The sequence below is a fragment of the Brachybacterium atlanticum genome, from assembly GCF_025669985.1.
GTDB classification, from domain to species: domain Bacteria; phylum Actinomycetota; class Actinomycetes; order Actinomycetales; family Dermabacteraceae; genus Brachybacterium; species Brachybacterium conglomeratum.
The window spans coordinates 1-12,083 of sequence record NZ_JAKJJW010000025.1; the positions used below are offsets into that span (position 1 = coordinate 1).

Genomic DNA, 12,083 nt, shown 5'->3' on the forward strand with positions numbered 1-12,083 from the left:
GGGCGGGGCGCAGCACGCGATCGTTCATCGCATAGCCCGGCTGCATGACGAGCGAGATCGTGGCGGTCTCGACGTCGTCGGCGTCCTCGTGCATGAGGGCCTCGTGGAGGTTCGGGTCGAACTCCTCGCCCACCGCGCCGAAGCGCTTCAGGCCGTGGGAGCCGAGGATCTCATCCAGCTTCTGCGCGATCGAGTGGAAGGGCGTTCCCTCGGCGATGTCGCCGTGCTGGCGCCCCAGCTCCACGTCGTCGAGCACGGGGATCAGGGCGGCCAGGACGCGGCCCACGGCCGCCTCCTTGCTCACCTCGGCGGAGGCCTCGATCCGGCGGCGCGAGTTGACGTACTCGGCCTGCTCGCGCTTGAGCTGCTCGGTGAGCGCGGTGACCTGGCCCTCGAGCTCGGCGACCCGTCCGGCGTCTGCCGGGGCGGAGTCCCCGCCCTGGCCCGAGGCGGCCTGCTCGAAGAGCGTCGCCGCCTCGGCGTCGATCGGGTCGACCGGCTCCTGGGCGTCCTGTCCCTCGGAGGCGGGGGCGTCCCCGGAGGGACGGATCGAGCCGTCCTCCGGGTTCACCTTCCGCTTGTCGGTGAAGGAGAACCGCGGCTCGCCCTCAGGGCGCTGAGCGTCGTCGGGGTGGCTCTGGTTCTCGGTCATCACTTGTTCTCCTCGTCCTCGTCCACGATCTCGGCGTCGACCACGTCGTCGTCATCGGACGACGGCGCCTCGGTGCCCCCGGCAGCGCCCTCGGCGCCCTCCTGGGCCTGGGAGTAGATCGCGGTGCCCACGGCCTGGAGCGCCTCGTTCAGCGCGTCGCGCTTGGCCTCGAGGTCCTCGGTGGAGGGGTCCTCCTTGGCCAGCTCGTCCTTCGCCTCCTTGATGGCGTCCTCGGCCTTCGTCCTGTCGCCGTCGGAGATCTTCTCCTCGTTGTCCTTCAGCAGCTTCTCGCCCTGGTAGACGAGCTGCTCGAGGGTGTTGCGGGCGTCGGCGTTCTTGCGGCGCTCCTCGTCCTCGGCGGCGTGGGCCTCGGCGTCCTTCACCATGCGGTCGATGTCCTCGTCGGACAGGGCGGAGCCGCCGGTGATCTGGATGGACTGCTCGTTGCCGGTGCCGCGGTCCTTCGCGGTCACGTGCACGATGCCGTTGGAGTCGATGTCGAAGGTGACCTCGATCTGCGGCATGCCGCGCGGGGCCGGGGCGATGCCGGTCAGCTCGAAGGTGCCGAGCATCTTGTTGTCCCGGGTGAACTGGCGCTCGCCCTGGAAGACCTGGATCGCGACGGAGGGCTGGTTGTCCTCGGCGGTGGAGAAGACCTCGGAGGTCTTGGTCGGGATGGCCGCGTTGCGCTCGATGAGCTTGGTCATCACGCCGCCCTTGGTCTCGATGCCCAGGGAGAGCGGGGTGACGTCCATGAGCAGGACGTCCTTGCGCTCGCCCTTGATGACCGCGGCCTGGAGAGCGGCGCCGACGGCGACGACCTCGTCCGGGTTCACCGACTTGTTGGGCTCCTTGCCACCGGTGAGCTCCTTGACGACCTCGGTCACCGCGGGCATGCGGGTCGAGCCGCCCACGAGGACCACGTGGTCGATGTCGGAGACCTTGATCCCGGCGTCCTTGATGACCTGGTGGAAGGGGGCCTTCGTGCGCTCGAGCAGATCGGAGGTCATGTCCTCGAACTGCGCGCGGCTCAGCTTCTCGTCCAGGTGCAGCGGGCCGTTCTCGGTCATGGAGAGGTACTGCAGGGAGATGGTGGTGGAGGTGGAGGAGCTCAGCTCCTTCTTCGCCTGCTCGGCGGCCTCCTTGAGGCGCTGCAGGGCGATGCGGTCCTTGCCCAGGTCCACGCCCTCCTTGTTCTTCACCTGCGAGATCAGCCAGTCGACGATCTTCTGGTCCCAGTCGTCGCCGCCGAGGCGGTTGTCGCCGGCGGTGGCCTGGACCTGGATGGTCGAGCCCTCCTCGTCCTTGCTCACCTCGAGCAGGGAGACGTCGAAGGTGCCGCCGCCGAGGTCGAAGACCAGGATCTGCTCGTCGTCGTTGCCCTTCTCGAGGCCGTAGGCCAGGGCCGCGGCGGTGGGCTCGTTGATGATGCGCAGGACGTTCAGACCCGCGATCGTGCCGGCGTCCTTGGTGGCCTGACGCTCGGAGTCCGAGAAGTAGGCCGGGACGGTGATGACCGCGTCGGTCACGGACTCACCCAGGTAGGACTCGGCGTCCTTCTTGAGCTTGCCGAGGATGCGGGCCGAGATCTCCTGCGGGGTGTACTTCTTGTCGTCGATCTCCGCGCTCCAGTCGGTGCCCATGTGGCGCTTGACGGAGGAGATGGTGCGGTCGACGTTGGTGACGGCCTGGCGCTTGGCGACCTCGCCGACGAGCACCTCGCCCTGCTTGGAGAAGGCGACGACCGACGGGGTGGTGCGGGAGCCCTCGGCGTTCGCGATGACGGTGGGCTGGCCGCCCTCGAGGACGGCGACGGCGGAGTTGGTGGTGCCGAGATCGATTCCGACGACACGGGACATGGGTGCCTGCCTTTCTGCGACGGATGCGCCGCACGGGATCTTCGCTGCCGACCAGCGGCCGACGGCAAGACTTGAGCTGTACGGACTCAAGTAGAGAACCCGAGATCGACGATGTCAATCTCAGCAGCTCCATTCTTGAGTGCACCCGACTCAACTCTGATCCGATCAGGTTCATTCCCGGTGTAACAGGGTGTGATGCAGGCCACATCCATACGTCCTCGACAAGGTGGCAGTGATCTCACCGATCTGTCTCTGGCGTGACCGGATCGCGGAGCCTGTCCTGGACCGGGGCATCGATGGCGGTGCGGGCTGCGATACGGGCCCGACGCCTCCAGGCCCGGCAGCTCCGCCCAGCCCTCGCCTCTCATCACGTCGCCGAACACCAGGATCGCTGGTTGCGCGGGTCGAGCTCGCCGCGCAGAGAACTGAGACCGGGCGGAGCGTCTCCTGGTCCTCGCACAGCTGCTCGTTCTCAGCCTTCGATCGCTTGACCTCGGCAGTCCCTGCGCTGGTGACACCCGGACGAGTCCCGTGGTCGACATCGTCCTGCGCCGGACAGCGCCGCACGGCCCCCACGGGACGCCGTCCTGCCGAGCGGTCGCGACCGCTGCGGCGAGGTGGGAGGGGAACTCCCGCGGGAGCTCTCGCACGAGCCGCACGCACCTCGCGCGCATCTGGGGATCGATCTCCCACGGCCGCCCGTCCACCCCCTCGGACCCGAACAGCAGCGGCATCGGACCCGGTCCGACCCAGTGGCGTCGGCCAGCACGCTCAGGCAGAATCCCGCCGTGCCCCACTCAACCTCGCCCTCGCGCGGAATAGCCGGAAGGCTCCGCACGGAGTCGGGCTCGGCCGTCCTGCTCATCGTCGTCACAGCCTTCGCTCTCCTCTGGGCGAACTCGCCGCTGTCCTCTTCCTATGTCGAGCTGTGGCAACAGAGCGTCGGGATCGACGTCGGCCCGTTCGGCCTGCATCTGGATCTGCACCACTGGATCAACGACGGACTGATGGTCGTGTTCTTCTTCGTCGTGGGTCTCGAGGTGCGCCAGGAGTTCGCACACGGGGCTCTGCGGGACAGCAGTCGCGCCCGTCTGGCGGCCATCGCGGGCGTCGCGGGTGTGGCGTTGCCCGCGCTGATGTACGTCCTGGTCGTCGGCGCGTCCGGTGGCGAGGGGCTTCGCGGATGGGGGGCGGTCGTCGGAACGGACACGGCGTTCATGCTCGGTGCTCTCGCGATCGTCGGCCCCCGGCTTTCCGGGCAGCTGCGCGTCTTCCTCCTGACCCTCACGGTGGTCGACGACTTCCTTGCGGTGACGATCATCGGGGTGTTCTACAGCGACGAGATCCGACCCGTCCCGCTGCTGGTCGCTCTCGGCTGCCTCGTCGCCCTGTGGTTGCTGGGCCGTTCCCGGCAGTGGAGTGCCGCTCCGTACGTGGGGATCGTCATCGTGCTGTGGCTGGCGACTCTGTCCTCCGGCATCCACGCCTCGCTGACGGGCATGATCGCCGGCCTTCTGATCCCCGCCTACCCGACGCAACGGCACAAGGTGGTCGCCGCCCGACAGCTGTTCCGCGACTTCTGGCAATCCCCGAGCGCTTCCTCGGCGCGTGCCGTCGGACGGGGACTGTCCAAGGGCGTGTCGGTCAACGAGCGGTTGCACGAGTACCTCCGTCTCCCCACGGCGTTGCTTGTCGTGCCGATCTTCGCTCTGGCCAATGCCGGGGTCGACCTGGGCGGTGGGGTGGTGGCCGACTCGCTGGGCTCGCCTGTGACGTGGGGCGTCATCGCGGGGCTCGTGCTCGGCAAGCTCCTCGGAATCGGGATCGCGACGCTCCTCGCCGTTCGGATGGGCGCAGGCCGACTGCCGGAGGGGGTCGGAATGGGCAGCGTGTTCGGCGGGGCAGCACTTTCGGGCATCGGTTTCACCGTGTCGCTGCTGGTCATCAGCCTCGCTTTCGACTCCTCCTCGGATCTGGGGCGCCAGGCGACGCTGGGCGTGCTCGTGGCGATGGTGCTCGCCACTGTTCTGGGCTGGTTGATCTTCAAGGTCGCGGCCCGTCGGTGGGGAGAGGAGACGGCGGATCTCCCGATGACGCTCGACTCTCCGGTGGACCCCGAGGTGGATCACATCCGCGGACCGGAGGACGCCCGGCTCACCCTCGTGGAGTTCGTGGACTTCGAGTGCGAGTACTGCGCGCACGCCACTGGCTCATGGGAAGACCTGCACGGACGCTTCGGTGACGATCTGCGCTACGTCGTGCGGCATCTGCCTCACCATCCTCACGGCCCCCTCGCCGCACGGGCCGCCGAGGCGGCCGCGAAGCAGCAGATGTTCTGGCCGTGGCTCGACTTCGTGTTCACTCGGCAGGACGCGCTGGAGAGGGAAGATCTCATCGGCTACGCGGCTGAGCTGGGCCTCGATGTCGAGGCGTTCATCGAGGATCTCGACAGCGACGAGGTTGCCGCGAGGGTGCAGCGGGACATCGCGAGCGCGGAGGCGAGCGGCGCCAAGATGACCCCGACGTTCTTCATCGATGGTTGTCGGATGGTGGGCAGCTATGACGCGCGCTCACTGACCGAGATGCTGGAATCCAGCCGTCGCGGGGGCCGCACCCAGGCGGCGAGGGCCTGAAGCCGATCCGCGAACCCGGAACACGGTGGGACGCGGGCCGTGCCGGCGCGTAACAGTCACAGCTGAGCGTTCAGCGGTTTCGCGTCGGGCGGGTCCTGGACGGCGTGCGGCATCGCCTTCACCGCCGGCCATCAGCTCTTCGAGGTCACGGCCATGAGGCTCGCAGCGCAGCGAGTCCTACACCGCTGCCGACGTCCGGACCGAGCCCTGCTATCGAGTCCGGGCGCTCGGAGAGTGCGCATCATGGGAGTGAGCGATGCTTGCGAGCTCGGCGCGCGTGCGGGCGCCGTATTTCCGCAGCAAGTTGGCCACGTGGTACTTCACGGTGTTGGCCGTGATCCCGAGCTGGTCGCCGATGCGCTGGTTCGAGATCCCGGTTGCGACCAGGCGCAGCACCTGCTTCTCGCGGTCGGTGAGTTCCTCGGCGCCCTCCACGGTGAGAGCTGCGCTGGGTGGGTCCAGCGGGATCTCGATCCGCAGCGTCGTCCCCCAGCCCGGGGTCGTCTCCACGTCCATGGTTCCGTCGAGCGCCGCCACTCGCTCCACGATCGGACGCAGTGTGTCGTCGTGCGCTGTCACCGCGATTCCCCCGTCGTCACGGACCTCCATCAGCAGGTTGCGGCCATCGCAGTCCCAGCCGATCCGGGCGCGTGCAGCGTCCGCGCGGTCCATGAGCGAGAGCACTGCTGTGCGGGAGATGGCGCGGGCTTCCCGAGCGACCGGGCCCGGCAGCGCCCGTCCTCGCGCAGGAGGCTCTGCGAACTGGACCTGCAGCGGCCCGGAGCGGATCAGAGGACGCAGTTCGGTGCGCAGGCGCGAGAATGCCTCGGCTACCGGCTCGAGCACGCTCTCCTGCTGCTCATGGATCGAACGAGCACGGATGAGTGCGGAGGAGGCGATCTCCGTGGCCTCCCTGCGCGCGGCCGCATCCGCGAGTCGGCCGGAGCGGAGCACGGCAAGGATCGATTCGAGGGTGATCGCATGTTGATCAGCCTGCTCGGTCAGGGCACGGTCCCTCGACACGGAGCGGGCACGTTCCAGCGGGGTCGGGAGGTCGCTCACTCCGCTACTCTAGCCCGACCTGGGAGGCCCACCCGATCGAACGGGGCACCCCGCTCATCGGGCAGCAGTGGACCACCGCAGACCGGCCCAGGATGGTCGGCATGGAAGAACGAAGCATCCAGGATTCGCTGACGCGGATCGTCGACGAGATCGAGGGGACAGCTGCCCTGCCCGACGCGCCCGCGCTCGCGGCCGCCGTCGAGCTGACAGCGGACGCCCGGCGGGTCTTCGTCCACGGCGCCGGACGCTCCGGGCTCGCGCTGCGGATGACAGCCATGCGCCTCATGCACCTCGGGCTGCAGGTCCACGTCGTCGGTGAGACGACGACCCCGGCGATCGGAGAGGGCGATCTGCTCCTGACCGCCAGCGGTTCCGGCACGACCTCGGGAGTGGTGAGCGCGGCCGAGACGGCGCGATCCGTCGGTGCCCGCGTCATCGGGATCACGACCGACCCCGAGTCACCGCTTGCTCAGCTGTCCCACGCTGTCCTGGTCATCCGTGCGGCGACGAAGACGGACCGGTCGGAGCAGCAGTCGGCCCAGTACGCCGGCAGCCTGTTCGAGCAGCTCCTCGTCCTCGTCGGCGACGCTCTCTTCGACGTCCTGTGGCAGAAGAGCGGACAGAGTGCGGATGCGCTCTGGCCCCGTCATGCCAACCTCGAATGACCTTTCTTCCCCGTTCCCTCATCGACACCACCACGAGAAAGAGACACCCTGACATGCGACTGCAGTTCGCCATGGACACCCTGACCACCGAGTCCGCCCTCGACCTCGCCGCGAAGGCCGCACCCCACGTCGACATCCTCGAGCTCGGCACCCCTCTGATCAAGAGCGAGGGCCTCGCGGCGATCACGGCGGTCAAGGCCGCCCACCCCGACAAGACCGTCTTCGCCGATCTCAAGACCATGGATGCCGGCGAGCTGGAAGCTGACATCGCCTTCTCCGCCGGAGCGGATCTGGTCACCGTGCTCGGCGTCGCCGGTGACAGCACGATCGCCGGCGCGGTCGCCGCGGCGACCAAGCACGGCAAGGGCGTCGTCGTCGATCTGATCGGTGTGGCCGACAAGGCCGCACGGGCCCGAGAGGTCGTCGCCCTCGGCGCCGTGTTCGTGGAGATGCACGCCGGCCTCGACGAGCAGGCGGAGGACGGCTACAGCCTCGACGCCCTGCTCGCCGCCGGCGAGGCCGCCGAGGTCCCGTTCTCCGTCGCCGGCGGCGTCAGTGCGGACTCTGTCGAGGCCGTCCAGCGGGCGGGAGCAGACGTAGCCGTCGCGGGCAGCGCCATCTACAGCGCATCGGACGTCGCCGCCGCGGCCGCCGCCATCCGCTCCGCCATCCGGTGACCACCGCCCACCGCATGCCGTGGTGAGGGGGCAGGAGACGGCACGCCCGGACCCTGTCCCCTCCCACCGGGTGCGGTGGACTGATGCCGCAGTCGATCCCCGCGTGGCGCAGAGCGTCACGTGATCCTCCTCCCGCAGGGCGTGCCGAGGCGTGCCCGCGCCCGGGCATCGTCCAGGACGGGATCGGCGACGGATCCGTGCACAGAGCCGGCCCGCGACCGCCGCTGGAGCGACGATCGCGGGCCGGGTGCATGACGGCCCGGGATCAGGCGGGGATCATGCCGTGGGGATCGATGATGAACTTCTCCGAGACACCGGCATCGAACTTCGCGTAGGCGTCGGGGGCCTCGTCGAGGCTGATGACCTTGGTGTTGAGCATGTCGCTGAGGTAGGGCATGCGGTCCCACAGGATCGACATCATCAGTTCACGGTTGTAGTGCATGATCGGGGCCTGGCCGCCGGAGATCCGAGGCGACTTGATCCACGCCTTGCCGAAGTCGAGCGAGAAGGTGCCCTCCTGCTCGGCCTTGGACGAGGCCAGCGGGTCGGGGCCGTAGATGCCGACGATGCCGGTGGCGCCGCCTGCGCGGGTGGCGTCCATGACCTGGTTGATGGCGTGGGCCGGGTTCATGTCCTCGGCCTCGCGGCCGATCCCGTGGGCTTCGTTGCCGACGTAGTCGACGGCGCAGTCCACCATGGGTTCGCCGAGGATGGCCTCGATCTGATCGGTCAGCGGCACGTCCTGGTTGAGGTCGATGGTCTCGCAGCCGTTGTTCTTCACCAGGTCCAGCCGGTCCTGGTGGTAGTCACCGACGATGATGCAGGAAGCGCCCAGGAGCCGGGCTGCTGCGGCGCCGCAGCGACCGACGGGTCCGGCGCCGGCGATGTAGACGGTCGAGCCGGGCTTGGCCCCGGCCTCCATGAGGCCGTGGAACGCGGTGGGCAGGATGTCCGAGAGCAGGGCGAGGTCACGGATCTTCTCCATGGCCTGGTCCTTGTCCGGGAAGCGGAGCAGCTGGAAGTCGGCGTAGGGGACGAACAGGTACTCCGCCTGCCCACCCTGGAAGTCGCCCAGGTTGAACCCGTAGGCGCCGCAGGCCGCGTCGGGGTTCACGGTCTCGCACGCCTCGGTGTGGCGGGCGCGGCAGTTGCGGCATCGGCCGCAGGCGACGTTGAAGGGGACCGAGACCAGGTCGCCTTCGGAGAGGAACTCGACGTCGGGGCCGACCTCGAGGACTTCTCCGGTCATCTCGTGGCCCACGACCATGCCCTGGGGGACGGGGAAGGACCCGCGGTAGATGTGCAGGTCGGAACCGCAGATGTTGGTGGCGACGATCTTGAGGATGACTCCGTGCGGGGCGCTCTTACCGTTCGGCATCTCGAGCTTCGGGAAGTCGAGGGACTCGACGCGCATGTCCTTGACGTTCTGGAACACGACGGCGCGGTTGCTGCTTGCCATGACGTTCTCCTCCAGTTGGGGATGGCCCGGTCGCGGATGTGCCACGGTTCTATGGATGCCCGTCGCCCGCGACCTCGGCTCTCTTCGAGCATAGGGCAGAACGAACCTCGCCCTTCACCGAGGTGCCCGTCGCGGCCGCGGCGATAGGCGCCACGGGCGGGTGGACCGTGGAGGACTGGGGCATGCACCGACCGATCGGTGGAACGCGTTGCTAGTCTCGCCGGCATGGTCGAAGCACGCAGGTCCGCATCGTCGGACTCCTCACCCGTTCAGCCCGACGTGCAGGTTCTCGGCGCGCGCGAGCACAACCTCCAGGACATCGACCTGACGGTGCCCCGCGACGCGCTGGTGGTGTTCACCGGCGTCTCCGGCTCGGGGAAGTCCTCGCTGGCCTTCGGAACCCTGTTCGCGGAGTCCCAGCGCCGCTACCTCGAGTCCGTCGCTCCCTACGCCCGTCGCCTCATCGACCAGGCGGGCGTCCCGGACGTCGACTCCATCACGGGCATGCCGCCGGCCGTCGCTCTTCAGCAGCAGCGCGGGGGCCGCAGCGCGCGGTCCTCGGTGGGCAGCATCACCACGCTCTCCTCGCTGGTGCGCATGCTCTACTCCCGGGCCGGCCACTACCCCGAAGATCAGCCGATGCTCTATGCCGAGGACTTCTCCGCCAACACGGTGCAGGGCGCATGCCCGGAGTGCCACGGCATCGGCCGGGTGTACGAGGTCACCGAGGACACGATGGTGCCGGACCCGTCGCTGACGATCCGCGAGCGGGCCATCGCCTCCTGGCCGACGGCCTGGCACGGTCATCAGCTGCGCGATGTCCTCGTCGCGCTCGGCTACGACGTCGATGTGCCCTGGAAGGATCTGCCGAAGGAGGATCGGGACTGGATCCTCTTTACGGACGAGACGCCGTACGTCCCGGTCCACTCGCGGCTCACACTCTCCGAGGCCCGGGCCGCGACCGCGTCGGACGTCGAACCGAGCTACTCGGGCACCTTCGTCGGCGCGCGTCGGTACGTGCTCGACACGTTCGCGAACACCAAGAGCGAGTCGATGAAGCGACGCGTGGCGGAGTTCCTCTCGGTCGCTCCCTGCCCTGCCTGCCACGGGAAGCGACTGAAGCCGGAGGCCCTGTCCGTGACGTTCGAGGGTCTCGACGTCGCAGATCTCTCCGCTCTGCCGCTCGCGGAGCTCTCCACGCTGATCGACCAGGCGGTCGAACGGGCCACCGGCGCTCTCGACGGGGCCGAGTCGGCGGGCCGCACAGGTGGCCAGGCTGTCCGACGCGACGCCGGGCAGCGGATCGACGCCGGAGGATCCGCACCCGCGGCGGTCGAGGACGCGCGCATGTCGCCTGATCGCTCGGTCGAGAAGCTGGCCGCGACTGCGCGATTGGGCGCGGAGCTCGTCAACAGACTGCGGCCGATCATCGATCTGGGTCTGGGGTACCTCTCCCTGGGCCGCACCACCCCCACCCTCTCCGGCGGCGAGCTGCAGCGACTGCGACTCGCGCCCCAGCTGACCTCTGAGCTGTTCGGTGTGGTCTATGTGCTCGATGAGCCGTCCGCGGGTCTCCATCCGCAGGACGTCAGCGCTCTGCTCGGCATCCTCGACGGGCTCAAGCACCGGGGCAACAGCCTGTTCGTGGTGGAGCATTCGGTGGACGTGATGCGGCACGCCGACTGGCTGGTCGACATCGGGCCCGGCGCGGGTGAGCGCGGCGGGCGTGTCGTCTACAGCGGGCCCTTCGAAGGGCTGGCCGAGGTCGAGGAGTCCGTGACCCGCGGCTACGTCTTCGGGGGCAGCGGACTGCCCCGCCGGACGCCTCGCGAGCCGCAGGGATGGCTGAGGCTCGAGCACGTCACGCGCAACAACCTGCGCGACGTGACGATCTCCTTCCCGCTCGGGGTGTTCACCGCCGTCACCGGAGTGTCGGGATCAGGCAAGTCCAGCCTGGTCAGCCAGGCACTGCCTGCGCTGCTCGGCGAACGGCAGGGACGAGCAGACCAGGCGGAGGACGCCGCCCCCGCCGAAGGGGACGAGCTCCTGCTGTCGGACGAGCCCGACGAGCTCGAGGGAGCGATCCGCGGCGACGTCGCCGGGGTGCGCCGCGTCGTGAGCATCGACCAGAAGCCCATCGGTCGCACCCCACGCTCGAACGTCGCCACCTATACGGGCCTGTTCGACCACGTGAGGAGAAGGTTCGCGGAGACGCCCGAGGCTCGCGCTCGCGGGTACAAGGCGGGCAGATTCTCCTTCAACGTCACCGGCGGTCGCTGCCCTACCTGCAAGGGCGAAGGATCCGTCATGGTGGAGCTGCTCTTCCTCCCCTCGGTCTACACCGAGTGCCCTGACTGCCACGGCACCCGCTACCAGTCCAGCACGTTGGAGATCGCCTGGCGCGGCCGCAACATCGCGGAGATCCTCGCCATGAGCGTCGAGGAGGCCCACGACTTCTTCCACGGCGAGTTCGACATCATGCGGTCGCTCGCGGCACTGGTCGACGTCGGCCTCGGATATCTCCGTCTCGGACAGCCGGCCACCGAGTTGTCCGGAGGTGAGGCGCAGCGGGTGAAGCTCGCCTCCGAGCTCCAACGATCCCAGGGCGGGGACACCCTCTACGTCCTGGACGAGCCGACGTCCGGGCTGCACAGCGCCGATTCCGACCGGCTCGTGACGCATCTCCAGACCCTCGTGGACGCAGGCAACACCGTCGTCGCGGTCGAGCTCGACATGCGCATCGTCGCCGTGGCCGACCACGTCATCGACCTCGGGCCCGGCGCGGGAGACGATGGCGGCACGGTGGTCGCTTCGGGCACGCCCGCGCAGGTCGCCTCGTCCGGAGCCGGTGCGTCGGCACCGTACCTCGAGGCCGCGCTCCAGGAGGCCACCTCCCGGATGTGAGAGTCGGAAGGCTGCGACGAGGGCGAAGACCTCGCGCAGAGAGCGCACCTGACGAGCAGGCTGCCTCGCCAGATCGGGAGCCCGGGCGCATGCCTTCCCAGCGCGGTCAGCAGGCACTCCGCGACTGCCCGACCGCAGACGGACCGGGCAATGGCCTGCGGGCTCGCGGCGG

Annotated in this window: 8 protein-coding genes; 4 read left to right on the top strand and 4 right to left on the bottom strand. The window is 69.0% G+C overall.

The annotated features are described in order from the left end of the window. Together L3K22_RS12030 and dnaK are read right to left on the bottom strand one after the other, a co-directional pair. The coding region (locus L3K22_RS12030) for a nucleotide exchange factor GrpE (protein ID WP_263311578.1) at positions 1–652 on the bottom strand (652 nt) is incomplete at its 3' end. Next, the gene (gene dnaK / locus L3K22_RS12035) at positions 652–2,511 is read right to left on the bottom strand and encodes a molecular chaperone DnaK (RefSeq protein WP_263311579.1); all 1,860 of its coding nucleotides are present in this window, start codon (positions 2,509–2,511) and stop codon (positions 652–654) included. The genes dnaK and L3K22_RS12030, both read right to left, overlap by 1 nt. A gap of 788 nt (positions 2,512–3,299) precedes the next feature. Between dnaK and nhaA the strand changes: the two genes are divergently transcribed. Beyond that, the gene (gene nhaA / locus L3K22_RS12040) at positions 3,300–5,144 is read left to right on the top strand and encodes a Na+/H+ antiporter NhaA (RefSeq protein ID WP_263311580.1); all 1,845 of its coding nucleotides are present in this window, start codon (positions 3,300–3,302) and stop codon (positions 5,142–5,144) included. 210 nt (positions 5,145–5,354) lie between these two features. Here nhaA and L3K22_RS12045 read toward each other — a convergent pair whose 3' ends face one another. Further along, on the bottom strand, positions 5,355–6,206 hold the full coding sequence (locus L3K22_RS12045) for a helix-turn-helix transcriptional regulator (RefSeq protein ID WP_263311581.1): 852 nt from the start codon (positions 6,204–6,206) through the stop codon (positions 5,355–5,357). A 92-nt stretch (positions 6,207–6,298) separates the two neighbouring features. Here L3K22_RS12045 and hxlB point away from each other — a divergent pair, with 92 nt between their 5' ends. Both hxlB and hxlA read left to right on the top strand, forming a co-directional pair. After that, positions 6,299–6,871 (top strand): 6-phospho-3-hexuloisomerase, encoded by a 573-nt coding sequence (gene hxlB / locus L3K22_RS12050; protein WP_263311582.1) that lies wholly within the window; start codon positions 6,299–6,301, stop codon positions 6,869–6,871. 53 nt (positions 6,872–6,924) lie between these two features. Next, positions 6,925–7,548 (top strand): 3-hexulose-6-phosphate synthase, encoded by a 624-nt coding sequence (gene hxlA / locus L3K22_RS12055; RefSeq protein WP_263311583.1) that lies wholly within the window; start codon positions 6,925–6,927, stop codon positions 7,546–7,548. A gap of 265 nt (positions 7,549–7,813) precedes the next feature. Here the strand turns inward: hxlA and L3K22_RS12060 are convergent, their stop codons facing one another. Beyond that, on the bottom strand, positions 7,814–9,007 hold the full coding sequence (locus L3K22_RS12060; protein ID WP_263311584.1) for an alcohol dehydrogenase catalytic domain-containing protein: 1,194 nt from the start codon (positions 9,005–9,007) through the stop codon (positions 7,814–7,816). Between the two features lie 225 nt (positions 9,008–9,232). Between L3K22_RS12060 and L3K22_RS12065 the strand changes: the two genes are divergently transcribed. Continuing rightward, entirely contained in the window at positions 9,233–11,911 is a 2,679-nt protein-coding gene (locus L3K22_RS12065) for an excinuclease ABC subunit UvrA (protein WP_263311585.1), read from the top strand. The last annotated feature ends 172 nt before the right edge of the window (positions 11,912–12,083 follow it).